General features: G+C 72.1%; 21 protein-coding genes and 3 pseudogenes. 16 read left to right on the top strand and 8 right to left on the bottom strand.

The window, feature by feature from the left end:
• The first annotated feature begins 7 nt into the window (after window positions 1–7).
• The 7 genes from ACFYE1_RS03015 to ACFYE1_RS02985 all read left to right on the top strand — a co-directional run bounded on the left by ACFYE1_RS03015 (window position 8) and on the right by ACFYE1_RS02985 (window position 7,343).
• Complete coding sequence (locus tag ACFYE1_RS03015; protein ID WP_387739799.1) at window positions 8–1,390, top strand: aspartate aminotransferase family protein; 1,383 nt, start codon at window positions 8–10, stop codon at window positions 1,388–1,390.
• A 256-nt stretch (window positions 1,391–1,646) separates the two neighbouring features.
• Window positions 1,647–1,850: a DUF2188 domain-containing protein gene (locus ACFYE1_RS03010; RefSeq protein ID WP_387739798.1), complete on the top strand. Its 204-nt coding sequence runs from the start codon at window positions 1,647–1,649 to the stop codon at window positions 1,848–1,850.
• Window positions 1,847–2,065, top strand: coding sequence for a hypothetical protein (locus ACFYE1_RS03005; RefSeq protein WP_387739795.1), 219 nt, complete (start codon window positions 1,847–1,849; stop codon window positions 2,063–2,065). The genes ACFYE1_RS03010 and ACFYE1_RS03005 overlap by 4 nt, the downstream gene beginning before the upstream one ends.
• Before the next feature lie 424 nt (window positions 2,066–2,489).
• Window positions 2,490–3,752 (top strand): NAD(P)/FAD-dependent oxidoreductase, encoded by a 1,263-nt coding sequence (locus ACFYE1_RS03000; protein ID WP_387739793.1) that lies wholly within the window; start codon window positions 2,490–2,492, stop codon window positions 3,750–3,752.
• Window positions 3,753–3,778: 26 nt separating this feature from the next.
• On the top strand, window positions 3,779–4,696 hold the full coding sequence (locus ACFYE1_RS02995; RefSeq protein ID WP_387739790.1) for a dihydrodipicolinate synthase family protein: 918 nt from the start codon (window positions 3,779–3,781) through the stop codon (window positions 4,694–4,696).
• Window positions 4,693–5,799: a proline racemase family protein gene (locus ACFYE1_RS02990; RefSeq protein ID WP_387739788.1), complete on the top strand. Its 1,107-nt coding sequence runs from the start codon at window positions 4,693–4,695 to the stop codon at window positions 5,797–5,799. The genes ACFYE1_RS02995 and ACFYE1_RS02990 overlap by 4 nt, the downstream gene beginning before the upstream one ends.
• Before the next feature lie 2 nt (window positions 5,800–5,801).
• Entirely contained in the window at window positions 5,802–7,343 is a 1,542-nt protein-coding gene (locus tag ACFYE1_RS02985) for a gamma-aminobutyraldehyde dehydrogenase (RefSeq protein WP_387739787.1), read from the top strand.
• A gap of 263 nt (window positions 7,344–7,606) precedes the next feature.
• Here the strand turns inward: ACFYE1_RS02985 and ACFYE1_RS02980 are convergent, their stop codons facing one another.
• From ACFYE1_RS02980 to ACFYE1_RS02970, 3 genes are all read right to left on the bottom strand, one after another.
• The gene (locus ACFYE1_RS02980; RefSeq protein WP_387739784.1) at window positions 7,607–8,200 is read right to left on the bottom strand and encodes a short chain dehydrogenase; all 594 of its coding nucleotides are present in this window, start codon (window positions 8,198–8,200) and stop codon (window positions 7,607–7,609) included.
• A complete protein-coding gene (locus ACFYE1_RS02975; protein ID WP_387739782.1) occupies window positions 8,197–8,925 on the bottom strand; it encodes a GntR family transcriptional regulator in 729 nt (242 codons plus the stop codon). Before ACFYE1_RS02975 ends, ACFYE1_RS02980 begins: the two co-directional genes overlap by 4 nt.
• 315 nt (window positions 8,926–9,240) lie before the next feature.
• A complete protein-coding gene (locus ACFYE1_RS02970) occupies window positions 9,241–10,692 on the bottom strand; it encodes an alanine/glycine:cation symporter family protein (RefSeq protein WP_387739780.1) in 1,452 nt (483 codons plus the stop codon).
• A 583-nt stretch (window positions 10,693–11,275) separates the two neighbouring features.
• On the opposite strand from ACFYE1_RS02970, the pseudogene ACFYE1_RS02965 reads away from it, so the two are divergent.
• The 5 genes and pseudogenes from ACFYE1_RS02965 to ACFYE1_RS02945 all read left to right on the top strand — a co-directional run.
• A pseudogene (locus tag ACFYE1_RS02965) lies at window positions 11,276–11,422 on the top strand (SDR family NAD(P)-dependent oxidoreductase); the annotation flags it as partial.
• Between the two features lie 16 nt (window positions 11,423–11,438).
• Entirely contained in the window at window positions 11,439–11,576 is a 138-nt protein-coding gene (locus tag ACFYE1_RS02960; RefSeq protein ID WP_387739918.1) for a hypothetical protein, read from the top strand.
• A gap of 27 nt (window positions 11,577–11,603) precedes the next feature.
• Window positions 11,604–11,960: pseudogene (locus ACFYE1_RS02955) on the top strand (SDR family NAD(P)-dependent oxidoreductase); the annotation flags it as partial.
• Between the two features lie 248 nt (window positions 11,961–12,208).
• Window positions 12,209–13,072 (top strand): hypothetical protein, encoded by an 864-nt coding sequence (locus ACFYE1_RS02950; protein ID WP_387739778.1) that lies wholly within the window; start codon window positions 12,209–12,211, stop codon window positions 13,070–13,072.
• A gap of 71 nt (window positions 13,073–13,143) precedes the next feature.
• Entirely contained in the window at window positions 13,144–14,319 is a 1,176-nt protein-coding gene (locus ACFYE1_RS02945) for a zinc-dependent alcohol dehydrogenase (protein ID WP_387739776.1), read from the top strand.
• A gap of 77 nt (window positions 14,320–14,396) precedes the next feature.
• On the opposite strand, the gene ACFYE1_RS02940 is transcribed toward ACFYE1_RS02945, so the two are convergent.
• Both ACFYE1_RS02940 and ACFYE1_RS02935 read right to left on the bottom strand, forming a co-directional pair.
• Entirely contained in the window at window positions 14,397–14,768 is a 372-nt protein-coding gene (locus ACFYE1_RS02940) for a hypothetical protein (RefSeq protein WP_387739916.1), read from the bottom strand.
• A 517-nt stretch (window positions 14,769–15,285) separates the two neighbouring features.
• Window positions 15,286–15,681 (bottom strand): annotated as a pseudogene (locus ACFYE1_RS02935) (saccharopine dehydrogenase NADP-binding domain-containing protein); the annotation flags it as partial.
• Window positions 15,682–15,887: 206 nt separating this feature from the next.
• Here ACFYE1_RS02935 and ACFYE1_RS02930 point away from each other — a divergent pair.
• Window positions 15,888–16,757, top strand: a complete 870-nt coding sequence (locus ACFYE1_RS02930; RefSeq protein ID WP_387739774.1) for a tryptophan-rich sensory protein — start codon at window positions 15,888–15,890, stop codon at window positions 16,755–16,757.
• Between the two features lie 106 nt (window positions 16,758–16,863).
• Here ACFYE1_RS02930 and ACFYE1_RS02925 read toward each other — a convergent pair whose 3' ends face one another.
• Complete coding sequence (locus ACFYE1_RS02925; RefSeq protein WP_387739772.1) at window positions 16,864–17,757, bottom strand: fructosamine kinase family protein; 894 nt, start codon at window positions 17,755–17,757, stop codon at window positions 16,864–16,866.
• Between the two features lie 102 nt (window positions 17,758–17,859).
• On the bottom strand, window positions 17,860–19,791 hold the full coding sequence (locus ACFYE1_RS02920) for a glycoside hydrolase family 15 protein (protein ID WP_387739770.1): 1,932 nt from the start codon (window positions 19,789–19,791) through the stop codon (window positions 17,860–17,862).
• Between the two features lie 131 nt (window positions 19,792–19,922).
• Between ACFYE1_RS02920 and ACFYE1_RS02915 the strand changes: the two genes are divergently transcribed.
• Window positions 19,923–21,278 carry a glucose-6-phosphate dehydrogenase gene (locus tag ACFYE1_RS02915; RefSeq protein WP_387739769.1) on the top strand — a complete coding sequence of 452 codons (1,356 nt, stop codon included), beginning with the start codon at window positions 19,923–19,925 and terminating at the stop codon, window positions 21,276–21,278.
• A gap of 303 nt (window positions 21,279–21,581) precedes the next feature.
• Here the strand turns inward: ACFYE1_RS02915 and ACFYE1_RS02910 are convergent, their stop codons facing one another.
• Window positions 21,582–22,490 carry a PIG-L deacetylase family protein gene (locus ACFYE1_RS02910; protein WP_387739767.1) on the bottom strand — a complete coding sequence of 303 codons (909 nt, stop codon included), beginning with the start codon at window positions 22,488–22,490 and terminating at the stop codon, window positions 21,582–21,584.
• A 318-nt stretch (window positions 22,491–22,808) separates the two neighbouring features.
• On the opposite strand from ACFYE1_RS02910, the gene ACFYE1_RS02905 reads away from it, so the two are divergent.
• The gene (locus ACFYE1_RS02905) at window positions 22,809–23,816 is read left to right on the top strand and encodes an SDR family oxidoreductase (RefSeq protein ID WP_387739765.1); all 1,008 of its coding nucleotides are present in this window, start codon (window positions 22,809–22,811) and stop codon (window positions 23,814–23,816) included.
• A 100-nt stretch (window positions 23,817–23,916) separates the two neighbouring features.
• Window positions 23,917–24,138: a hypothetical protein gene (locus ACFYE1_RS02900; protein ID WP_387739763.1), complete on the top strand. Its 222-nt coding sequence runs from the start codon at window positions 23,917–23,919 to the stop codon at window positions 24,136–24,138.
• The last annotated feature ends 78 nt before the right edge of the window (window positions 24,139–24,216 follow it).

Genomic DNA, 24,216 nt, shown 5'->3' with positions numbered 1-24,216 from the left:
GATCACCGTGACCACCACGACCACCACCACCACTGCGGCTCCCACCGCCGAGGACATCGAGGCCGGCCGCCGCGCCCGGGAGCTGGACCGCGCCCACGTGTTCCACTCCTGGTCCGCGCAGGGCTCTCTCGACCCCATGACGGTGCTCAAGGCCGAGGGCTCCTACGTGTGGGACGGCGAGGGCAACCGCCTGCTGGACTTCTCTTCCCAGCTGGTCAACACCAACATCGGGCACCAGCACCCGAAGGTGGTCGCCGCCATCGTCGAGCAGGCGCAGACGCTGTGCACCATCGCCCCGCCCCACGCGAACGCGGCCCGCTCCGAGGCGGTCCGGCTCATCGCCGAGCTGACGCCCGGGGACCTGAACCACGTGTTCTTCACCAACGGCGGCGCGGACGCCGTGGAGCACGCCATCCGCATGGCCCGTCTGCACACCGGCCGGCACAAGGTGCTCTCCGCCTACCGCAGCTACCACGGCGGCACGCACCTGGCGGTGAACGTCACCGGGGACCCCCGCCGGTTCGCCAGCGACTACTCCGACTCCGGCGTGGTGCACTTCATGCCCGCCTACCGCTACCGCTCCTACTTCGACTCCACCACCGAGGCGGAGGAGACCGAGCGGGCGCTGCGGCACCTGGAGGACATTATCGTGCTCGAGGGCGCGCAGAACATCGCCGCGCTGATCCTCGAGTCGATCCCCGGCACCGCCGGGATCTATCTGCCCCCGGCCGGCTACCTGGAGGGTGTCCGGGAGCTGACCCGCAAGTACGGCATCGTCTACATCGCCGACGAGGTCATGGCCGGTTTCGGGCGCTCCGGGAAGTGGTTCGCCGTCGAGCACTGGGGCGTGGAGCCGGACCTGATCACCTTCGCCAAGGGCGTGAACTCCGGCTACGTCCCGCTCGGGGGCGTCGCGATCTCGGAGGCCATCCACAGCACCTTCCGGGACCGCCCCTACCCCGGCGGGCTGACCTACTCGGGCCACCCGCTGGCGTGCGCCGCCGCGGTGGCGGCCATCAACGCCATGCGCGACGAAGGCATGGTCGAGCACGCCGCGCGGTTGGGCGAGAACGTCTTCGGCCCCGGGCTGCGCGAGATCGCCGAGCGCCACCCCTCGGTGGGTGACGTCCGGGGCACCGGGTGCTTCTGGGCCGTCGAGCTCGTCAAGGACCGTGGCACCAAGGAGCCCCTGGCACCCTACGGCGGGTCCTCGCCCGCGATGAACGAGCTCATGGCCGCGCTGAAGGCCGCCGGGCTCCTGCCGTTCGCCAACTTCAACCGCATCCACGTGGTGCCCCCGCTGAACATCAGCGAGGCCGACGCCCGCCGCGGCCTGGAGATCCTGGACGCCGCCCTGGACGTGGCCGACCGGCACGCCCGGGCGGCATGAGGCCTCACCGGGGGCGCCGACCCGATCGGTCGGTGCCCCCGGCGAGCACGCGCAGGAGTCGGCCAACGGCTCCTGCAGCCGCAGCCGACGGGACGAGCACGCTCGGGACCACCGCCCGAGCGTGCTCGCCCTTCACCTCCCCGCTCGACCACCAGGACCCGCAGCTCCGGGCACAGGGACCCTTCGCTCCCCCGGCCCCTCCCGCGCCGATGGCTGCGGCTCACTACGGCCTCTGCCACAGGAAGGAAGCACCACCATGTCCCACCCCGAGGACCGGATCATCGCCCCCTGTCCCAGTGGATGCTGGGAGGTGAGGATCCCCGGTGCCCCGCGCGCCGGGCTGCATGCCCCCAGCCGCTCCGAGGCCCTCCAGTGGGCCTGGAACATCACCCGCAGCACCGGGGGACAGGTCATCGTCCACCGCGGTGACGGGTCCGCGGCCCGGGACGTCGCGTCATGAACGCCCCCGTCGTGAGCAGCGGTCCGCACCTCATCAGCGGGACTGCGTGGCCGCGTCCCGGCTCCACCGTGCAGGCGTGGCGGTACGACGTCCTCCACTACCAGGGCGAAGTGGAGGACATCATGCCGGGGTCGGGCGTCCTGTGGATCCGGGAGCACGGCCTGGGCGTCCGGAAGATGATCGACCTCCGCGAGTACCACGTCCGCCTGGGCTGAAGCCGGCCGGGCCACCGTCACCCCGCTCGCGCCGCCCCCACTGCCCTCCCCGCCCCCGCCGTCCCCGCCGTCCCCGCTGCCCTCGCCGCCCCCGCCGTCCCCGCCGTCCTGGCAGCCCCCGCGGTCCCCGCCGTCCTGGCAGCCCCCGCCGTCCCCGCCGTCCCCGCCGCAGGGAGGGGCAGCACAACACTGGTCGCGAACGGAGCACCGGAAGATGCCGGCAGGGGTAGACGTGGCCCTCATCACGTGCCTACGCTGAAGACAGCACTGATTGCCTGACAATCAAACAGCTCGGACGACGCTGGCCCACCTCCCGTTCCGGCGCCGGGCGCGCCGGAACACTCGGCCGGCGGACGAAAGAGCACGGTATCGCGCGGTTCAGGGGCGTCCTTCACCCGTGGCGGCCCCGCCAGGAAGGAACGACATGCACGTTGTGGTCATCGGAGGTGGCGTGGTCGGGCTGACCACCGCCTACCACCTGGCAAGAGAAGGTGCCCAGGTCACCCTCGTGGACGCCCGCGGTACCGGCCTGGGCACCTCGGAGATCAACGCGGGGTGGGTCTGCCCGGCGGAGTCCGCCCCCGTGCCCGGCCCCGGGGTCGTCCTCAAGTCCATGAAGTGGATGCTGCGCCCGGACAGCCCGCTCTACATCAAGCCCTCCCTGGAGCCGGCGTTCCTGAAGTTCATGACCGGCATGTGGCGGCACTCCAACGCCAAGGCCCAGCGTGCCGGGTTCGAAGGACACCTGACCCTCGCGAGGGAGACCCTCGAGGTCTTCGACGAGTACCGCAGCGACGGCATGGACTTCGAAATGCACACCAGCGGACTGCTCATGGCCTTCAGGGAGGAGGAGAACCTGGAGCACCACCTGGACAACCTGGACCTGGCCAGGGCCTTCGACCGCGACCCGCGCGTGCTGCGCGGGGAGGAGGTCCGCGAGCAGGAGCCCCTGCTCAGCGACGCGGTGATCGGCGGCATCTACTACCCCCACGAGCGCCACCTGGACCCGGGCGCACTCACCCGGGCACTGGCCGAGCGCATCGTGGAGATGGGCGTCGAGATCGTCGAGAACGCCCCGGTCGACGAGGTCGAGACCTCTGGGGACCGCATCACCGCGGTCCGAGCCGGAGAACGCCGGCTCACCGGCGACGCCGTGGTCCTGGCCGCGGGGGCGTGGACCGGACAGGTGTCCAAGCTCTTCGGCCTCCTGCTGCCGGTCCGCCCCGGCAAGGGGTACAGCATCGAGGTTCCCACGTTCGGTCTGCGCAGCGCCGTGAACCTCTCCGACGCCAAGGTCGCGGTGACTCCCTTCGAGCACCGGCTGCGCCTGGCCGGCACCATGGAGTTCGGCGGACTGGACGAGAACGTCAACCAGGTGCGCGTCGATGCCATCCTCCGCGCCCCGCGCGCCTACTTCCGCGACTGGGAACCGCCCACGGAGCCGCTCGCGGCCCGCACCGGCATGCGCCCCATGACCCCGGACGGCCTGCCGATCATCGGCCGTCTGGGCCCGATGTCCAACGCCTACGTCTCCACGGGCCACGGGATGATGGGCGTCACCCTGGCCCCGGGCACCGCCTCGGCCCTGACCGAGCTCATCCTGCACGGGCGGATGCCCTCCGCCCTCGACCCCTTCGCCGCCGAGCGCTTCACCGGCCAGCGGCGAGCAGCCCGCTCCGCCGCCTGACACCCCTCCCCGAAAGGACACCCACCATGAGCGACCGCAAGAACGTCGAACTGCGCGGCATCCTCGCCGCCGTCACCACCCCCTTCACCGCCGACGCCTCCGCCGTCGACGAGGAGGCCCTGCGCCGTCACGTCGAGCGCCTCGTCGCAGCCGGCATCCACGGCATCGTGCCGACCGGGACCTCCGGGGAGTTCACCACCCTCACCGACGCCGAGTACCGGCGCGTCATCGAGCTCTACGTCGAGGCCGTGGCCGGGCGGATCCCGGTGATCGCCGGCATCGGTGCGCTGTCCACCGAGAAGGCGATCTCCCTGGCCCAGCACGCCGAGACCGTCGGTGCCGACGCCCTCATGCTCGTCCCGCCGTTCTACGACCCGCTGGACTTCGACGCCCTGGTCGCCTTCCTCTCCGACGTCGCCGCCTCGGTCACGCTGCCGATCGTCTACTACAACGTCCCCGGCGCCACCGGCCTGCACCTGGACGCCGCGCAGATCGCGTCCCTCGGCGAGATCGACGGCATCGACTACCTCAAGTCCACCTCCGACGACGCCGTGGCCCTGGGCGATCTGCTGATCAACCACGCCGACAAGATCACCGCCTTCAACGGCTGGGACACCCTGACCTTCTTCGGCATCGCCAGCGGCGCGAAGGCCTCCGTGTGGGGCGCGGCCGGGCTGGTGCCCGAGCTCGCCGTGGAGCTGTGGGAGACCCTGGCCGAGCGCAAGGACCTCGACGCCGCCCGCGAGCAGTGGAAGACCCTGTACGCGATCAGTGCCTTCCTGGAGTCGGTGAACTACCCGGCCGGCATCAAGGCCGGCCTCGAGCTCATCGGTGTGCCGGCCGGTCCTCCGCGCCGCCCGATCCAGCCGCTCTCGGAGGAGAACCGGCAGCGCCTCGCCCAGATCCTCGAGACCGCCGGCGTCCTCAAGCCCGCCACGGCATGACCGAGATCCTCAGCCTGGACGCGGTCGAGGTGCACGCGGAGGGCGAGCCGGGCCGGATCCTCACCTCGGCCGCGCACTTCGTCGAGGGCGACACTATGGCTGAGCGCCTGCAGTACTGCCGACAGCACCTGGACGGCCTGCGCCGGCTGGTGCTCCAGGAACCGCGGGGCTACCCCGCCATGTGCGCCGTGATCCTCCTGCCCCCGGTCACCCCGGGGTCGGACTTCGGCATCGTGGTGCTGGAGCAGGGCGGTTTCACCCCGATGTCGGGATCGAACACCATCTGCGCCGTGACCGCCGCGATCGAGACCGGGATCATCGACCGTCCCGGCCCCGAGGTCCTGGTCGCCGTCGACACGGCCGTGGGCACGGTGCACGCCACAGCCCGTGTGGAGGGCGGCAAGGTGCTCTCCGTCACGGTGGCCAACGTACCCTCGTTCGTCGTGGAACTCGACCGGCCCCTGGAGGTCCCTGAGCTGGGCACGGTGCCGGTGCCGGTGGACATCGTCTTCGGCGGCCAGTTCTTCGCCCAGGCACGGGTCGCCGACCTGGGCCTGGAACTGGACCCGGCGCGGGGCAAGGAGCTGGCCCGCGCCGGGGCGCTGATCAAGCTGGCGGCCACCGAGCAGATCGACGTGGTCCACCCGGAGAATCCCGGTATCCGGGGCGTCAACCTGGTGATGCTGCACAGCGGTGACCCCGTGCCCGGCGAGGCCTCCCGCAACACCGTGGTGCTGACCAACGGACCGGTGCGGGCGGACGACCCGCAGAGCTGGACCGGCGTCCTGGACCGCTCCCCGTGCGGGACCGGCACCTCCGCCCGGATGGCCGCGCTGCACGCCCGGGGCCGGCTGGGGCTCGACGAGCCGTTCCGGCACCGCAGCATCATCGGCACCGAGTTCGTCGGCCGGCTGGTGGGAACCACCACCTCCGGCGGACGGCCGGCGGTGCTCCCCACCATCACCGGCCGCGGCTGGGTGACCGGCCACGGCAGATGGGTCCTCGACGACTCGGACCCCTTCCCGAGCGGATACAGCGTCGGGGACATCTGGGCCCCGGGCGCGACGGCCTCCCCTCTCGTCCCCACAGAAGCAAAGGACTGATCATGAGCGAGACGACCACCACCGCATCCACCCTGCAGGGTGCGACCGAGTCCGGGACGCCGGTGCAGACCGGTCTCTGGATCAACGGGCGGATGACCGCCGGCACCACGGGCGGGACCTCCGAGGTCATCAACCCCTCCGACGGCACGGTCGTGGCGACCGTCGCCCTGGCCGAGGACGAGGACGTCGACGCGGCCGTGGAGGCGGCGCGGGCCGCGTTCCCGGGCTGGTCCCGGGCGACCCCCGCGGAGCGCTCCGCGGTGCTGACCCGCTTCGCCGCTCTGCTCGAGGAGCGGGCCGAGGAGTTCGCGGTGCTCGAGAGCCGCCAGGCCGGCAAGCCGATCCGACTGACCCGGGAGTTCGACGTCCCCGGCACGATCGACAACGTGGCCTTCTTCGCCGGCGCCGCGCGCAACCTCGAGGGCAAGGCCACCGCGGAGTACTCGCCGGACCACACCTCGCAGATCCGGCGCGAGGCGATCGGTGTCATCGGCTCGATCGCCCCGTGGAACTACCCGCTGCAGATGGCCGCCTGGAAGGTTCTCCCGGCGATCGCCGCCGGCAACACCGTGGTGCTCAAGCCCGCGGAGAACACCCCGCTGACCACGCTGCTGTTCGCCGAGGTCGCCACCGCGGCAGGTCTGCCCGACGGCGTGCTCAACGTCGTGTGCGGTGGCGGCCGGACCGTCGGGGCGCGCCTGCTGCGCCACCCCGAGGTGGACATGCTCTCCTTCACCGGCTCCACCGGCGTGGGGCGCACCGTGCTGGACGCGGCCGCGACCACCGCCAAGCGGGTCCACCTCGAGCTCGGCGGCAAGGCCCCGTTCGTCGTGTTCGACGACGCCGACCTCGAGGCCGCCATCCACGGCGCCGTCGCCGGCAGCCTCATCAACGCTGGCCAGGACTGCACCGCCGCCACCCGCGCGATCGTGCATCGGTCGGTCTACGAGGAATTCGTGCAGGGAGTCGCCGCCCTCTACGCCGGGGTGCGGCTCGGTCCCACGGAGGACCCGGCCACCGACATGGGCCCGCTCATCTCGATGGAGCACCGCGAGAAGGTCACGGCCATGGTGGACCGGGCCCGCGGCTACGCCCGCGTGATCGGCGGCGGGGTGCCCGAGGAGCTGCCCGCCGAGGGCTCCTACTTCCGGCCCACCCTGGTCGCGGACGCCCCGACGGACAGCGAGATCATGCAGGACGAGGTCTTCGGACCGGTACTGGCCGTGATGCCGTTCGACACCGACGACGAGGCCATGGCCCTGGCCAACGACACGCCCTACGGGCTGGCCGCCTCGGCGTGGAGCCGTGACGTGTACCGCGCCATGCGGGCCAGCCGGGAGATCCGCTCCGGCTGCGTGTGGATCAACGACCACATCACCATCCTCAGCGAGATGCCCCACGGCGGCATGAAGCAGTCCGGCTTCGGCAAGGACATGTCCACCTACTCCTTCGACGAGTACACCGTGGTCAAGCACGTCATGTTCGACATCAGCGGGGAGTCGGTGCGTGACTGGCACCGGACGGTCTTCTCCCTGGGCGAGTGATGGGCCGGGAGGGGGCGCGCGCCGCTTCGAGCGCACGACGTCCGGGGTGACCGGTGCCGCTGGCGGCACCCGGGTGAGCGGGCGGCGCCCGGGTGAGCGGGCGGCGCCCGGGTGAGCGGGCGGCGCCCGGGTGAGCGGGCGGCGCCCGGACGGCTCGGGAGCACTGTCAGACGCTCCCCGCTGAACCTCCAGCACCCACGGACGACGCCGGCCTCCTCCTGTTCCCAGGAGGAGGCCGGCGTCGTCGGTGCGCGGGTTCCGGCTCAGACCCGGAAGGTCTTGCCCGTCTCCACGCCGTCCACCGAGCGGACGTAGGCACGGGCCACCTCGGCGGCGGGCACGTGCGGGTAGCCCGGGAAGAACGGATGGTAGCCGTCCGCCTCGGACAGGACGCTGGGGCTGACGGCGTTGATCCGGACCCCGCGCGGCAGTTCCGCGGCCGCCGCCATCACGAAGGACTCCAGTGCCCCGTTGACCGCGGACGCGGCCACGCCGGTGGCGATGGGCTCCCGGGACAGCACACCGCTGATGAAGGTGAAGGACCCGCCGTCCCGGACCTGGGGCAGACCCTCGGTCACGAGGTTGATCTGTCCCAGGACCTTGTCCTCGAAGCCCGCCCGGTAGTCCTCGACGGTCAGCTCCGTGAGCGGCTTGAAGGGGACCACCCCGGCGCAGCAGACGACGGCGTCCAGGGGGCCGACCCGGTCGAAGAGTTCCCGCACGGAGGCGGGGTCCGAGAGGTCCACGCGTTCGCCCTCGCTGCGGGACGCGCGCACCACCTCGTGCGAATCCGCGAGGGCGTCGGCCACGGTGCCTCCGACGAGTCCGTTGGCGCCGACCACGAGCACTTTCTTCATCTGTCGTCCTTTCGTTCGTTCTCTCGTCCGATGATGGCGACCAGTTCGCACGCGCTGTCGATCGTGTGCTCCTTGAACGCCGTCTCGATCTGCTCCCGGTCCCGGGACATCAGCGCGTCGATCAGGTGCTGGTGCACCACACTGGCGCGGGCGGGGTCCGAGCGGATGGCCTGGTCGTGGGCGAGGGCGATGGTGAGATGGGCCTCGGTCACCGGCCACATCCGCAGCAGCATGGAGTTCTCCGAGGCGGCCCAGATCCCGCGGTGGAAGGCCACGTGAGCCTCGTGGCGGGTGAGCGGATCGGGGTCGTTCTCCCACCGCGAGAACTCCGCCCAGCAGTCCTGCACGGCGGTCATGCGCCCCCCGCTCTCGTCCTCGAGGATGGCGTCCACGGCGAGCATGTCAAGAGCCTGTCGGGTCTTGGCGATGTCGAGGATCTGGGCGGACTCCAGGCTCGCAACACGCAGACCGCGGTAGGGCTCCTGGACGAGCAGCCCTTCCTGGGCCAGCTGGCTCAGGGCCTCCCGGATGGTCGGCCGGCTGACGGCCAGGGTCTCCGACAGGTTGACCTCCGTCAGCTTGTCCCCGGGGCGCAGGGTTCCCCGGACGGCCGCCCGGCGCAGTTCCTGGACGACGCTGTCCCGCCGGGAGAGCACCGGGGCGGGGGACAGCTGATGACGGGGGGCATCGGCGGCCGAAGCGGCCGCGGGCGGGAGTGGGGGCATGTCGGTCGGTCCTGTCCGATGGAGCAGTCGATTGGTTGATTGTTTGACATTCCGGGGCCATCCTAGTGGCCGTCCCGCAGGACGAGGTAGTGAACACCCCGTCGGTGAACCCGGACTCGGTGTCCGTGGTGAACAGCACCCCGAGGCCCCGACGTCGGAGCGCACCGCCCAGGACACCTCCGCACCGCCGGGCCGGGCGCCGGCCAGCTCCTCGTCGGCGGTGCGGATGGCGTCCTCCAGGGAGGTCGGCAGCGGCGCCTGCTGGATCAGGGACCGGATCCGGGACGCAGCCCCGGAGCCGGCGGGATGGAACCGTCAGAGCCGGTTGATGGATGCGGTGACGGGGGCGTCGGCGGACTCCCAGAAGGTGGCCCCCTTGATCCCGGCGGCGGCGGGATCGAAGAGCGGGTTCAGTCCCTCCTTCTGCTGGCGCTCGAAGTCCCGCAGGGCGCGGAGGGCGATCGGCAGGAGCAGGGCGATGGCCACCATGTTGAACCAGGCGATGAGGCCGTAGCCGATGTCGCCGAGCATCCACACCGTCTCGGTGGTCCGGACCGTGCCGAGGTAGACAGCCAGCAGGACCAGGACCTGCACGATGCGGGCCAGGACGCCGCGGGAGCTGCCGGTGAGGTAGACGATGTTCGTCACGCCGTAGTAGAAGTAGGACAGGATCGAGGTGAAGGCGAAGAAGAAGATCGCCAGGGCCACGATGCCGCCGCCGAGGCCCAGCCCGGGGGCGATCGTGTCGACGGCCGTCTGGGTGAAGGCCGCTCCCGGCTCCACCCCCGGAAGGTTCTCGGTGAGCGCGGGGCGTCCCTCGGGCAGGATGTTGTAGGCGCCGGTGGACAGGATCATCACACCGGTCGCCGTGCAGACCAGGACGGTGTCGACGTAGACGGAGAACGCCTGGACCAGGCCCTGCTTGGCCGGGTGCGTGACGGAGGCTGCCGCACCGGCGTAGCCGCCCTCGCCGACACCGGCGACGTTGGAGTAGAGGGATCGCCGGACGCCCCAGGACACGGCCGCACCGATCATGCCGCCGTAGACGGCGTCCATTCCGAACGCCGAGGAGACGATCAGGCGCACGACCTCGGGAATGGCCTGGACGTTCATGATCAGCACCACGACGGCGAGCAGGATGTAGGCGACGGCCATGGCGGGCACGACAGTCTGGGCGAAGTGGGCGATGCACTTGGTGCCGCCGAAGACGACGAGGGTGGTGAGTGCCACCAGGACCAGGCCGGAGATCCAGGTCGGGATGCCGAAGGCGGCGTCCAGGGAGGTGACGATGGTCGAGGACTGCACCCCGGGGATCAGCGTCGTGTAGCTGAGCACGGCCACGGTGGCGGCGGTGACCCCGAGCCACTTCAGGCCCAGGCCCATCTCGATGTACCAGGGGATGCCGCCACGGTACTCCCCGTCGACCTTGACCTTGTAGATCTGCCCGAGCGTGGCTTCGATGGAGGCGGTGAGCAGTGCCGTGGCGATCATCCAGAACAGGGCACCGGGTCCGCCGAAGGCGATCGCAGTGGCGACGCCGGCGATGTTCCCGACTCCCACCCGGCCGCCCAGGGCCATGGCGAAGGCCTGGAAGGAGGTCGTGCCGTCCTTCGACTCTGCGCGTGCGAAGAGGAACGTAATCATCGCCGGCAACTGCCGCACCTGCACGGCACGAGTGGCGATGGTGTAGACCGTTCCGGTGATGAGGGTGACGTACACCAGTGGATTCCAAATGACGTCGTAGGTGGTGGCGAGGAATGCTTCCATGTGCTGCTCCGTCTGCGTGAAGAGAGTTCCATGTCCCCGGGAGGCGTCCCTCACGGTGTCCCGGGTGCGGATCCGCCGGCCGGGCCCCGAGGGATTCCGGACCGGCCCGTCGCCTCCCCGTCCTGGAGGCTCACTCTTGAAATGGGTTGCCTGGATGTCGGAATGTCAGACAATGCGCGTTGCAGAGAAGCAAAGCATGTGACCGGTGCCACGTCCACCCCTGAGTCGGAATTGCTACGACATCCTCGTTGCCTCCGACGGGTCCTCAGCGCCCCTCCCGCCGAGGGCGCGAGATCCCCGACCCAGGTCTCGACCCGAGCGGTCGAGGTGTGCCGAACCGTCCGGAGCACCCCGAGCCGAGGCAGCGCAACGATTGACGCGCCTTTCGCGAGCCCGTTGTTGTCAGGCAATCAGCACGGGTGGCAGGGGGTCGTGCCGCCCTGCCCACACCACGACGGACGCGAGCGAGCGCCCGCACCGTCTCCGTCGGCCGGTCGCTCGACGGGACACCGCACCCCGCCGTGCGGCGCCCCGCCGGGGCGACGCGGACCGGAAGTCTCCGACCTCGGACCGGGAGGACTCCATGGATCTCGGACTGTCAGGGCGCGGCGTCCTGGTGACCGGCGCGAGCGGCGGCATCGGAGCGGCGACGACCGCGGCCTTCGCCGCAGAGGGCGCGCGCGTGGCGGTGCACTGCTTCCGCAACCGTGAGCGCGCGGAGGAACTCGCGGGCCGGATCGGCGGCCATGTCGTCCATCCAGGGCGATCTGCGCCGACCCGAGGAGGCCGCCGCGGTCATGGACCAGGCCGTCGCGGCGCTGGGGACCGTGGAGGTGTGCGTGGCCAACAGCGGCGGCTGGGACGCGGAGGACCTGCCCGTGTGAGAGCTGTCCCTGGAGCGCTTCCACCGGGTGGTCGAGGACAACCTCGTGGTCCCGTTCCTGACGTGCCGGGACTACCTGCGCCACGTGCAGGACACCGGGGTGGGCAGCATCGTGCTCGTGTCCTCGGTCAGCGCGGCCTTCGGCGAGGCCGGCAACGCCGACTACGCGGCGGCGAAGGCCGGTGTCGCCTACGGGTTCGCCCGGACGCTGAAGAACGAGATCGTGCGCATCGCCCCCGAGGGCCGGGTCAACGTGGTGGCGCCGGGCTGGACGCTGACCGGCGGCGCCGCGCCCGAGCCGGCGGCGGCGGAGCGTGCCACCGCGACGAGGCCGCTGAAGAGGCTGGCCACCCCCGAGGACGTGGCCGCGGCGATCGTGTGGCTGGCCTCCCCCGTCGCCTCCGGGATGTGCTCCGGCGAGATCGTGAACGTCGCCGGCGGCATGGAGGGCCGCCTCGTCCGGGGGCGCTGGAAGGACCGTAGACCGCGCCGTCCGGACCCGTGCGCCGAGGCCACTGTTCGCTCGAGCAGCAGCAGGACCGCTCGGAGCAGGGCGACCTGCCCTGCCGCACGGCAATGTCACCGTGGCCTACCGTGGGGCCATGACCGGACGGAGCGACGGAGAGGACAGCAGTGGCGAGGAACGAGAACGCCCGGCGCGAGAGCCGGCGCCCGGTCGAGGAGGCCGAGCAGCTCGGCCTGGCGGAGGGGATCGCGCGCCGGCTCGACCGGCCGATGGGCGTGCTGGGGATCCTGTTCCTGTTCGTGGTGCTGGGCCAGCTGCTCGCCGAGGAGCCAGGGCTCGTGGCCGTCCTCAACGTGGTCGGCTGGCTCTTCTGGGCCGTGTTCGTCGGCGAGTTCCTGCTCCGGGCGTACATCGCCCGGTTCTCCGTCCGGTTCTGGAAGCGCAACTGGTGGCAGGTGCTGTTCCTGCTGCTGCCCTTCCTGCGCTTCATCCGCGCGCTGCAGGCCGCCCGGCTGCTCCGCCTCACCCGGCTGACGCGGGCGGGAGGCGTGCTGTCGGCCGGGGTGCGGGGCTCCCGCTCGGCGGGGAAGCTGCTGTCCAGCCGGATCGGCTGGCTCGCGGCGACCACCGGTGTCGTCGTACTGGTCTCGAGCCAGCTGCTCTATGTCCTCGGCTACTACGCGGAGTACGGCCCGGCGCTCTCCGACGCGGCGATGTCCACGGTCACGGGCCGGGAGCTCGGGGCGCAGGGCGGCTTCCCCCGCGTGCTGGAAGTGGCGCTGGCGCTCTACTCGGTGGCCGTCTTCGCGACCCTGGCCGGCTCGGTCGGTGCGTACTTCCTGCGCGGCGAGTCGAGCGAGAAGTCGAACGGCGAGGTGAACGGTGAACCGGACGGCGGCGCAGCTGCGACGGAGGGCGGGAGTGCAGCCGCGACGGAAGGCGGAACGGCCACCGGGCCGGTGGCCGCGGATCCGGCCGACGGGCCGCCGGCCGGATCGGAGCACTGTGCGGAGCGAGGCACCGGCTTGTAGGATCGATCCGACCGAACAGATCAGCATGCTGTCCAACCGATTCGGGAGGACAGCTCTGAGAAGGAGGATCGATGAAGGCTCTGACATGGCAGGGAAAGCGCTCGGTGAGCGTCGAGGAGGTCCCGGATCCGCAGATCCAGGAGCCCACGGACGCGATCGTCCGGATCACCTCGTCCGGGATCTGCGGGTCGGACCTGCACCTGTACGAGGTGCTGGGCCCGTTCATGGACAAGGGTGACATCGTCGGCCACGAGCCCATGGGCATCGTCGAGGAGGTCGGCTCCGCCGTCACGGACCTCAAGCCCGGCGACCGTGTCGTGATCCCGTTCAACATCTCCTGCGGGCACTGCTTCATGTGCAACCAGGGGCTGCAGTCGCAGTGCGAGACCACCCAGGTCCGGGAGTACAACAGCGGGTGCGCCATCTACGGCTACTCCCGCATGTACGGTTCGGTGCCGGGCGGGCAGGCCGAGTACCTGCGGGTGCCCCACGCCGACTACGGGCCCGTCAAGGTCCCCGAGACCGGTGAGGACGAGCGCTACCTGTACCTCTCCGACGTGGTGCCCACCGCGTGGCAGGCCGTGCAGTACGCCGCGCCCCCGGAGGGCGGCTCCCTCGCCGTGCTGGGCCTGGGCCCGATCGGCCAGATGTCCGCCCGGATCGGCCGGCACCTGGGCTACCGCGTGATCGCGGTGGACCCGGTCGCCGAGCGCCGGGCCATGGCCGAGCGCCACGGCATCGAGACGATGGAGTCCTCCGGCGACGTGGCGGAGCGGCTGAAGGACCTCACGGACGGCCGCGGCCCGGACTCCGTGGTGGACGCGGTCGGGATGGAGGCGCACGGCTCGCCGGTGGCAGGCATGGCCCACCAGGCGGTCGGGCTGCTGCCGTCCCCTCTGGCCCGCAAGGCCATGGAGACCGTCGGCACCGATCGTCTCGACGCCGTCTACACCGCCATCGACGCCGTCCGCCGCGGCGGCACGATCTCGCTGAGCGGCGTGTACGGCGGCACGAAGAGCCCGCTGCCGCTGCTCACGATGTTCGACAAGCAGATCCAGATGCGCATGGGCCAGTGCAACGTGAAGCGGTGGATCGACGACCTGCTCCCGCTCGTGGACGATCCGTCGGACCCGCTGGGCGTGCTCGACCTGGCGACCCACCAGGTGCCGCTGGAGCAGGCGCCGGAGATGTACGAGACGTTCCAGAAGAAGGAGGACGGCTGCATCAAGGTGGTGCTCAAGCCGTAGACCCGCGCACCGCGGGCGTGCTGCCGGCCCACGTCCCCCAGGAAGGACGGGGGCCGGCGTGCTCTCGGCCCACGGTGTCAGCCGACCGTGATGTGCACCCGCGCCGGGAGCAGGGCGTCGACGTCACCGTCCAGGGCGAGAGCGGGCGTGGTCGAGCCGAGCGCGGCGTCGGGGACACCGCGCACCGCCATGCGCAGGGCGAGTTCCGTGAGCATCCAGGGGGTGGTGCCGTAGCCGGGGTTGCCCTGCGCCTCCAGCACGGCGGCGAAGCTGTCCCCCTCGTGGGTGGTGAACGTGCCGCGGGTCGTCCACGACCAGCCGGTGCGCACGTCGCCCACCGGACCCGTCCCCGCCTGCGGCAGGACGCCCGCCAGGACGCCGGCGAGCCGGGCGCGCACCGGGTGCGGCAGGCCGGTGGCGAGCCCGGCGAGCGCCTGGAAGACGGCCACCGACTCCGCCGCGAGGAAGCGCCCCGCCCCCCCGGAGCCCGCCCGAGCGCCCCAGGGCCATGGCCTCTCGGAAGGCGAGCGGGTGCGCTGCGGCTCCCGGGACGGGGCTGAGAGCCTGGGTGCGGTGCACCACCGGCGGGTTGATCGCGGCGAGCGGGCTCATGGCCGCGAGCACCCGGCCCTCGGCGGTCCGGGCGCGCAGGCGCAGTGGGCTGAACGCCCGGACCGCCCGGGGGTCCGCGGCGGCCCCGCTGCCGGGCGCGGGGTCCGGGAGGCGGGCGGCGACGTCCCCGGTGCGGGCGGGGCCGGGGTCCCGCAGCACCTCGACGAGGCTCTGCACGGTCCCGCCCGAGACCGACTCCGAGAAGCCGGTTCCCGGCGGGGTGCGCACGGAGGTCACGAGGTCCGCGGTGCGCAGGGTCTCGCCCCGTGCGGCGGCGTGCCGGCGGGCGGCGTCGACGAGGACGTCCGCGGGGAGGGCCTCGAAACCCGCCGTGTGCACGAGCGCGACCCGGGCGGCCCGCGCGGCCTCGTGCAGGTCCCGGTCGGTCCGGTGCACGAGCTGGGACTCGCCCGTCACGTCGACGTAGTGGGTGCCCTCCGCGACGCACGCGGCGAGCACCGGGGGCGCCAGCCGCGTGTAGGGCCCGGCGAGATCGACCAGCACGTCGACCCGGCGGACGAACGCGCGCAGGGAGTCGGGATCGTCGATGTCGGCGTGCAGGACCTCGGGGACGAGAAGATCCCGATCGGCGCACAGGGCACGCACGCGCTCGGGGTCCCGGGCGCCGACGACGACGTCCGCTCCCGCCTCCGGCGCCCGCGCCAGCAGATGGGCCAGTGCCACGCGCCCGGTGATGCCGGTGGCGCCGAGGAGGCCCACGACGGGCCGGGGACTGTGCTCGGGTTCCATCCGGCCACTCTAGGGGAACGGCCCGGACGCCGGCCGGGAACAGGGTCCCCCGGACGCCGCACCTCCCCTGGTGGCGGTCGGGTCCGGGGCCTAGCGTGGCAGTCGGGGACCCGTGCGTTCCGGCCCGTGGTTCCCGGCCCGTGAATTCCGGCCCATGACGTCCGGCCCATGACTCCCGATCAGTGCCACTCGAGAAAGGCCCCGCCGTGACCGCCTCCCCCGCCAGCTCCCGCCGCACCGAGCTGCGGCCCACCACCGCGGACCGCATCCGGCAGATCGCGGTCACCGTCAGCGAGATCGCCTGCCTGCTGGGCACGCTCGTCGGGATCGGCGTCTTCGGCACCCGGGTCGCGGAGTCGTCCGGCGGCAGCCTCGCCGCGGACGCCACCCTGCTCGCCCCGGCCGGCACGGCGTTCTCGATCTGGTCGGTGATCTACCTCGGACTGTTCGCCTACACCGTCTGGCAGTGGCTGCCCTCGCGGGCGACGGACCCCCGGGCCCGCGCCACCGGCTGGCTCGCCGCCGCGTCCATGCTCCTCAACGCCGGCTGGCTGCTGGTCACCCAGCAGGGCTGGATCTGGACCAGCGTCGGGATCATCGTTGCCCTGGTCCTGGTCCTGGGCCTGCTGGTGGTGCGCCTGACGGAGCTCCCGGGCCGGCGCGGCCCGCTCGACCTGCTCGTGGTCGACGGCACCTTCGGGCTGTACCTGGGATGGGTGTCCGTCGCGACGGCGGCCAACGTGGCGGCCGCCTTCGTGGACTCGGACGTGCCGCAGGAGGGCCGGGGCGCCGAGTGGATCGGCGTCGCCGTCGTGCTCGGGCTCGCCGCGGTCGTCGCCGCCGTCCAGAGACGGGTCGGCGGCCGCTGGGCCGTGGCCGCCGCCTCGGCCTGGGGCCTGTCCTGGATCGCGGTCGGCCGGGCCACGGACGAACCCCGGTCCGTGCTCCTGGCCTGGGGCGCGGCCGCGGCGGCGGTTCTGGTGGTGCTGGCCACGGCGTCCTTGCGCCGGCGCGCCGGGGTCCGGGACGGTGCTGGTCGGAACGGCGCCGCTCAGAACGGTGCGGACCAGCACTGAACCGGCCGGAACAACGCGGATCGGGCTGCGGGAACCGACCCGACGGTGCACGAGCAGCGCTGAGGACCCGCCTCGTGCTCCCGCCGGCGATCGGACGTGCGGCTCGTCAGCCGCGCAGCCGCAGGAGCGCCCGTACGGCCGCGTCCCCGTAGCCGCCGCCGAACCGGACGGCGTGCACCAGCAGCGGCGGCAGCTGGTACCACGGCACCCGTTCCTGCCAGCCGGGCGCGAGCGGGTGCTCGGCGTCGTAGGCCGCGAGGCACTCCTCGCCGAACCCGCCGAACAGCAGCATCATCGCGATGTCGACCTCGCGGTGCCCCCAGTACGCCGACGGGTCGATCAGCCAGTTCCGCCCGCGGACGTCCACGAGCCGGTTCCCGGCCCACAGGTCCCCGTGCACCAGGGTGGGCGGCTCCTGCGGCCCGGCGAGCTCCCCGGCCCGCGGGACGAGCTCCTCGAGCAGGTCCCCGGCGTGCGGCGCGATCCGGCCGGCCTCGACCGCGGCCCGCAGCAGCGGGCGGATCCGCCGGTCGAGCAGGAACGCCGCCCAGTCCTGGGTCGGGGACAGGTCCACCTCGAAGGACCCGATCCTTCCGGGCAGCTCCGGGGCGAGCCCGCCGAAGGCCCGTCCCTGCGCACGGTGCAGCGCGGCGAGCCCGCGCCCGCACTCCTCCTCGGTGCCGGGCCGACGCCGGCCCGAAGCCTCGTCGATCCACTCGAGGACGATGCCGTCGTCCGTCCACTGCACGACCTCCGGCACTCCGAGGAAGTCCGGCACGTGCTCCCGCAGTGCGTGCAGGCCGGCGACCTCCGCCGCCATCATCCCGGCGGGCGGGTCCACCATGGTCTTGGCGAACAGGGGTCCCTGCGCCGTCTCGAGGCGGAAGGCCGACGCGGTGTCGCCGCCCCCGAGAGGGGTGGCTCGTTCCGCCCCGAGGCCGTCGAGGAGGTCGTCGGTGAGGTCGTGCGGCAGGCCGGCCGCCCGGTCGAAGGTGCTCATGCCGTCCGTTCCACTCGATCCGTGCTGCTCCGCGCCCACGTCCGCGCCGAGGCGCTGCCGACGTCCGGCCGGTGGCGCGCCGTCGTCCCGCCGTCGTCCAGCCTACGTCTGGAGCCGTTCGACGTGGGCCACGCCGGCCCGTGCCCGCACCACGGCGTCGACGGCACGGATGAACCCGAGGTGGCTGAACGCCTGGGGGAAGTTCCCGGCGAGCCGCTCGCTCTCGGGGTCGTACTCCTCGGCGTAGAGGCCGAGGTCGTTCGCGTAGCCCGCGAGCTGCTCCAGGAGCTCACCGGCGTCGTCCACCCGGCCGCTGCGCGCGTACTGCTCCACGAGCCAGAACGTGCAGATGAGGAACGGGTACTCGTCGCCCTCCAGACCGTCCAGGCCGGAGGCGGTCCGGTAGCGGTGCACCAGCCCGTGCGGTCCCCGCAGGTCCCGCTCGATCCGGGCAACGGTGCCGAGCATCCGCGGGTCGTCGTAGGCCACGAAGCCCGTGTGCGGCAGCTGCAGCAGCGAGGCGTCCACCTCGGTGTTGTCGTAGGTCTGCGTGAACGTGTTCAGCTCCGTGTCGAAGCCGTGCTCCAGGATCTCGGCGCACAGCCGGTCCCGCAGGTCGCGCCACCGCTCCACCGGCCCGGTGAACCCGTGCTCCTCGACGGCGCGCACGCCCTGGTCGAAGGCCGCCCACATCATGGCGCGACCGTGCACGAAGAACGCGGACGGCCCGCGCATCTCCCAGATCCCGTGACCGGCCCGGTCGAAGTTGCGCTCGCAGAAGCGCAGCAGGTTCTTCTGCAGCCCCCACGACCACTGGTCCTCTTCCACGCCGGCGTCCCGGAGGGCGGCGAGCGCGAGCATGACCTCCCCGACGACGTCCGCCTGGTACTGGCCCACGGCACCGTTGCCGATCCGCACGGGAGTCGAGTCCTCGTAGCCGCCGAGATGACCCAGCTCGCTCTCGGCCAGCCGACGCTCCCCCGCGAGGCCGTACATGATCTGGACCTGGTCGGGGTCCCCGGCCACGGCCCGCAGCAGCCAGTTGCGCCAGTGCAGCGCGCCGTCGGTGAAGTCGTGGGCGACGAGCACCTCGATGGTCAGAGCGGCGTCCCGGAGCCAGGTGTAGCGGTAGTCCCAGTTGCGCACGCCCCCGAATTCCTCGGGCAACGAGGTGGTGGGGGCCGCGACGATCCCTCCGGTCCCGCGGTGGGTGAGGGCCCGCAGGACGAGCAGCGAGCGCAGGACCGCCTGCTCGTGGCGCTTGTGGGTACTCACGTGGGAGGACCACTCGGTCCAGAAGGACACCGCCCGGTCGAGGGCGGCGGCGGGGTCCACGGGCGTGGGCAGCTCGTGGTGGGACTCGTGCCAGGTCAGCACCCAGTCGAGGGACTCCCCCGCCGAGAGCGGGAAGCGTCCGCCGAGCCGGTCTGCGACAGCGCCCTCGGCCTCGTCGGGGTGTCCCGGTTCCCGCGGGGCGGCGCTCTGGAGCGGGTCGACGCGCGGGAAGTCCTCGGGGTGCAGCATCGGCCCCGTCAGGAGCAGGGCGTCCGGACCGGCGATCGAGAGCTGACCGCACGTGCCGTTGCCGTCGGTGTCGACCCGCCGCGTCCAGGGTCGGGCGCGCCCGTAGTCGAAGCGGATCCGCAGGTCGTGCTCCATCTCGACCGTGCCCGAGACGCACTCGACCCGCCGCACGAGGTCGGCGTGGTTCGGGTGGTCGTCGTGGGCCCCGACCGGGGGGAGGAAGTCTGTCACCACGACCTTCCCGGTGGGAGTGCGCCACGTCGTCTCGAGCACGAAGGTGCGGGGCAGGTAGCGGCGTGACGTGACCTCGCCGTCGACGGCGGAGAGCTTCCAGCGCCCGTCCTCCGGCGTGCCCAGCAGGGCCGCGAAGACCGACGGCGAGTCGAAGCGGGGGAAGCACAGCCAGTCGACGCTGCCGTCCCGGGACACGAGCGGCCCGGTGTGCAGATCGGACAGCAGCGCGTAGTCCTCCAGGGGGGTGGACGGGGGGCGGGTCACGTCGTCGCTCATCCGCCCATTCAACCAGCCGCGGCCGGGCATCCGGTCGGTCACGGCACGGTGGCTGTCGCCGTCGTCGCCGACCGTCCGTGGGCACAGGGCGCGGGAGACGTGCTTTTCGGAGGCCGGGGTAGCGTGCTGGCATGACGAACATCAGGACCCTGATCATTCTCGGCGCCACCGGCGACCTCACGTCCCGCCTGCTCCTGCCGGGCTTGGGCACGCTGCTGAGCTCGGCCCCGGATCTGCGCATCGACGTGGTCGGCTCCTCGCGCGAGCCCGCAGAGAGCTGGGAGCAGGTGGTGGCGGAGGCCTTCGACTCCGTGGGCGCGAGCGGACCCGCCGCCGCGCACACGCGGGAGACCGCCCGCTACGTGGCGGGCGACGTCACCGAGGCCGGGGACCTCGGGCGCCTGCTCGACGACGTCGAGGGCCCCGTCTGCCTGTACTTCGCCCTGCCTCCGGCGGTCACCGCGCAGGCGCGCGAGACCATGGCCGGGCTGGACCTGCCGGAGGACCTGGTGCTGGCCCTCGAGAAGCCGATCGGCTCCGACACTCAGACCGCCCGGGAGCTGAACCGGCTCCTGGGCAGGATCGTCCCCGAGGAGCGGACCTTCCGGGTGGACCACTTCCTGGGCATGCCGGCGGTGCTCAATTTCGTGGGGCTGCGCTTCGCGAACCGGCTGCTGGAGCCGCTCATGAGCCGGGAGCACGTGGAGTCGGTGGAGATCGTCTTCGACGAGACCCTGGGCCTGGAGGGCCGCGCGGAGTTCTACGACGCCACGGGGGCGCTGCGGGACATGGTCCAGTCCCACCTGCTGCAGGTCATGGCCCTCGTCATGATGGAACCGCCCTCCTCCTTCGACCCGGTGGAGATCCCCACGCTGACCAGTCACGTGCTGCGGGCCACGAAGCTGTGGCAGGAGGACGTCGCGGGGGCCGCGGCGCGTGGCCGCTACACCGCCGGCAGCGTGGACGGCCGGGAGCTGCCCGACTACACGGCCGAGGACGGCGTGAACCCGGAGCGCGGGACGGAGACGTTCGCGCAGGTGGTCCTCGAGGTCGACACGTGGCGCTGGAACGGCGTGCCGGTCACCCTGCGCTCGGGGAAGGCGGTCGGCAACCCCCGCCAGGAGATCGCTGTCACGTTCCGCCGCCCGCCGCACGACTACGAGCAGCTGCCCCGCTCGGGGGACGTGGCCCCGAACGTGCTGCGCATGGGCCTCGAGGAGGAGCAGCTGAGCCTGGAGCTGAACGTGGGCGGACCCTTCGACTCCCGCGGCATGACCCGGGTGACGCTCTCGTCCGGGATGGCCCGGCCGGGCCTGACCGCCTACGGCAGTGTGCTGCGGGGCATCCTTGAGGGCGACCACACCTTCAGCGTCCGCGGGGACGCGTCGGAGCAGGGGTGGCGCATCGTCGACGAGGTGCTGGCCGCCTTCAAGGAGGGCCGTGTCCCGCTCCTCGAGTACCCGGCCGGCAGCTCGGGCCCCGTCTGAACGGGGGCGCGCCGGCCGGACCGTGGCCGGGCGCCGCCGCGCCGCCGTCGGGGTCCCTGCCGCGCCGCCGTCGGGGTTCCTGTCGAGGTTCCTGCCGGGGTTCCCGTCGGGGTCGCCGTCGGGTTCCCGTCGGAGTCGCTGTCGCGGTCCCTGTCGGGGTTCCTGTCGCGGTCCCTGCCGGGGTTCCCGTCGGAGTCGCTGTCGAAATTCCTGTCGCGGTCCCCGTCACGGTCGCCGTCGCGGTCGCCGTCCAGGTCCGCCGGGGTGCCGGGATGTCCGTGAGGACGCCCTGCACCCCGCGGGCTAAAGGTCCCCGATCGCGGAGCCGAGCAGGCGGACCGGCTCGAAGGCCTCCGCGTTGATGTTCTTGGCCTGGGCCCCGCGGAAGGCGGCCATGCCGCGCACCCGCCCCGGGGTCATGTAGGGCTTGCCGGCCTGGTCCCGGTGGGAGAGCACGGCCTCGACCTTGACGTCGACGTAGCCGTCGATGTCCACGAACACGGACGGGTCGAAGTCGCGGGTCACCGACGGGGACTCGAAGCACAGGATCGAGTGGTGGGCCCTCGCGGCGCGCAGGGTGGCCTGGTGCACCGCGTAGTGGTCCTGGTGCTGGTCGTGGGCGGAGTGGGTGAAGATCACGTCCGGTTCGAACTCCCGGATCGCGGCCTCGATGGCCCGGACCATGTCGTTGCTGACCGTCTCCAGCTTCGTGTCCGGGAAGTCGTGCACCCGCAGGCCCGTGAGCCCCAGGAACGAGGCGCCGCGCTGGGCCTCCGCCGGGCGCAGACCCACGTTGCCGCCGACCTCCCCGGAGCTCATGACCAGGCCGCGGACCTCGTGACCGGTGTCGACCAGTTTGGCCAGGGTCGCCCCGCAGGCGAGCTCGAGGTCGTCCGGGTGCGCCCCCACGGCCAGCACCCTCCGCCGCTCGACCACGGTGGTGGCGGGAATCCGCCGCTCGGCGATGACGAAGCCGAAGACTCCGGTGGCGACCAGGGTGGCCACCGCGATCGCGTCGCACACCAGGGTCACGGGCATGACCGTGGCGCACCACAGGTTGAGCACCAGGAGCACCGCGTAGACGACGACGATGGCCTGGCGCAGCGTCCTGGCCCCGGCGATGAACCGCTTGTGCCGTGTGTAGGCGGCGTTCGACAGGACGTAGACGAGGACGACGGTGCTCAGCAGAGCACCCACGACAGATGGCAACATGTTTCCCCCCAGAAATGATCGGCCCGGCCCGGAAGCTCCTTCGCTCCGCGCCGAGAACGCCACCGGCCCCCCGACCGGTTCGACGTCCGCCCGGCCGCGGTGGTCGCCACCGGGTCGGGTATGCATCAGTTTGCATGAGGAAACAGTTTTTTGCATCTGTTGATGGCTGTCCGGGCGACCCCACATCTGCCCACATCGGCACGGTCATCTCCCCTCACGGACCCACCGGGCCCTGGTCCCGTCCCGCCCTCGAGTGGTTGACTGGGCGCCGTCGGCACCTGCTCAGGCTGCCGTGGCACCACCAGGAGAGGGAGCAGCATGCGCAAGCCGGAGTCCGTCGTCGTGATCACCGGAGCGTCCAGCGGCATCGGCCGGGCGACTGCCCTCCGTTTCGCCGGGCGGGGAACGAGCCTCGTCCTCGCGGCCCGCCGGGCCGAGGCCCTCGACACCGTGGCCGAGGAGTGCCGCCGGCGGGGTGCCCGAGCCGTCGCCGTGCCGACCGACGTGACCGACCCCGAGGCCGTGGAGGAGCTGGCCCGGCGAGCGGTGGAGGAGTTCGGCCGCCTCGACGTGTGGGTCAACGACGCCGCCGTGGGCTTCTTCTCGCCCTTCCTGGACGTGCCGCTCGAGGACTTCCGGCGGGTCCTGGACGTCAACGTGATGGGCTACGTCCACGGCGCCCGTGCCGCCCTGCCCGTGATGCGCCGCCAGGGCCGGGGGGTGCTCGTGAACGTGTCCTCGGTCGTGGCCGAGATCGCCCAGCCCTACACCTCCGCCTACTCGATGTCGAAGGCCGCCGTCCGCGCCCTGGGGGTGAGCCTTCGCGAGGAGCTGAGCCTGGACGGGTTCGACGACGTGAAGGTGTGCACGGTGCTCCCCGCGAGCATCGACACACCCTTCTTCCGTCACGCCGCCAACTACACCGGCCGGGCCGTCCAGCCGATGGCGCCCGTGTCCGATCCCCGGGCGGTGGCGCGCGCGGTCGTCTCGGTCGCGCGGAGGCCCCGCAGGGAGGTGGTCGTGGGAGCCATGAGCCGCTCGATGGTGCTGGAGCACCGGCTGGCCCCGGGGCCGATGGAGGCGATGATGGCGCGGCAGGTGGACGCCTCCCACCTCTCGGACGAGCACACCGCGACGGACAGCACCGGAAACCTGCACCAGCCCTCGCCGAACCCCGAGACCGCGGCGGTCTCCGGCGGATGGGCGGGTCGGCGCAGGACGGCGCAGCGGCGGATCGTAGCAGCCGGCCTGCTGGTGACCGGTCCACTGGTGGTCCGGCGCCTGCTGCGCCGAGCGCCCGGCTCTTGCTCTCAGCGGACTTTATAGTCAGCCTGCTTTCGTATTGCCTCGTTTCATGTGAGACTGGGCGAACACCGCTCGAGGAACTCACCGTTCACGGTGACCGCCACAGGAAAGAGGTACTTCCATGATCAGCACGATCCAGAACCTTGGTGTCCGCAGCGAGCACGCCTACGCGGCGGGCTTCGCCTCCATCGGCCTGTCCGTCCTCTCCTGGACGGTCAGCCTCGGCAAGAGCAAGTCCAAGCCCCAGGCCGACCGCTGGGGCCTGTTCGTGGGCGAGTGGACCCCGACCTTCTTCGCGATCGGCGTGGCCCTGAAGCTTGAGGAGACCTCCTCCAAGAAGTAGGTCCCCCGGACAGCGCGTGCCCGGACACGGCGGCGGCCCCCATCCTCACGGGTGGGGGCCGCCGCCGTGTCCGGGGCG

The sequence above is a fragment of the Kocuria nitroreducens genome (assembly GCF_042879195.1).
Taxonomy (GTDB): Bacteria; Actinomycetota; Actinomycetes; order Actinomycetales; family Micrococcaceae; genus Kocuria; species Kocuria nitroreducens.
This window is presented reverse-complemented; position numbering and strand designations above follow the sequence as displayed.

Excerpts from the sequence above, each read along its gene's own strand:
- ACFYE1_RS03010 (WP_387739798.1), top strand. The coding sequence starts at position 1,647 with ATGTCCCACCCCGAGGACCGGATCATCGCCCCCTGTCCCAGTGGATGC.
- ACFYE1_RS03005 (WP_387739795.1), top strand. The coding sequence starts at position 1,847 with ATGAACGCCCCCGTCGTGAGCAGCGGTCCGCACCTCATCAGCGGGACT.
- ACFYE1_RS03000 (WP_387739793.1), top strand. The coding sequence starts at position 2,490 with ATGCACGTTGTGGTCATCGGAGGTGGCGTGGTCGGGCTGACCACCGCC.
- ACFYE1_RS02995 (WP_387739790.1), top strand. The coding sequence starts at position 3,779 with ATGAGCGACCGCAAGAACGTCGAACTGCGCGGCATCCTCGCCGCCGTC.
- ACFYE1_RS02990 (WP_387739788.1), top strand. The coding sequence starts at position 4,693 with ATGACCGAGATCCTCAGCCTGGACGCGGTCGAGGTGCACGCGGAGGGC.
- ACFYE1_RS02985 (WP_387739787.1), top strand. The coding sequence starts at position 5,802 with ATGAGCGAGACGACCACCACCGCATCCACCCTGCAGGGTGCGACCGAG.
- ACFYE1_RS02980 (WP_387739784.1), bottom strand. The coding sequence starts at position 8,200 with ATGAAGAAAGTGCTCGTGGTCGGCGCCAACGGACTCGTCGGAGGCACC.
- ACFYE1_RS02975 (WP_387739782.1), bottom strand. The coding sequence starts at position 8,925 with ATGCCCCCACTCCCGCCCGCGGCCGCTTCGGCCGCCGATGCCCCCCGT.
- ACFYE1_RS02970 (WP_387739780.1), bottom strand. The coding sequence starts at position 10,692 with ATGGAAGCATTCCTCGCCACCACCTACGACGTCATTTGGAATCCACTG.
- ACFYE1_RS02960 (WP_387739918.1), top strand. The coding sequence starts at position 11,439 with ATGTCGTCCATCCAGGGCGATCTGCGCCGACCCGAGGAGGCCGCCGCG.
- ACFYE1_RS02945 (WP_387739776.1), top strand. The coding sequence starts at position 13,144 with ATGAAGGCTCTGACATGGCAGGGAAAGCGCTCGGTGAGCGTCGAGGAG.
- ACFYE1_RS02925 (WP_387739772.1), bottom strand. The coding sequence starts at position 17,757 with ATGAGCACCTTCGACCGGGCGGCCGGCCTGCCGCACGACCTCACCGAC.
- ACFYE1_RS02920 (WP_387739770.1), bottom strand. The coding sequence starts at position 19,791 with ATGAGCGACGACGTGACCCGCCCCCCGTCCACCCCCCTGGAGGACTAC.
- ACFYE1_RS02915 (WP_387739769.1), top strand. The coding sequence starts at position 19,923 with ATGACGAACATCAGGACCCTGATCATTCTCGGCGCCACCGGCGACCTC.
- ACFYE1_RS02910 (WP_387739767.1), bottom strand. The coding sequence starts at position 22,490 with ATGTTGCCATCTGTCGTGGGTGCTCTGCTGAGCACCGTCGTCCTCGTC.
- ACFYE1_RS02905 (WP_387739765.1), top strand. The coding sequence starts at position 22,809 with ATGCGCAAGCCGGAGTCCGTCGTCGTGATCACCGGAGCGTCCAGCGGC.
- ACFYE1_RS02900 (WP_387739763.1), top strand. The coding sequence starts at position 23,917 with ATGATCAGCACGATCCAGAACCTTGGTGTCCGCAGCGAGCACGCCTAC.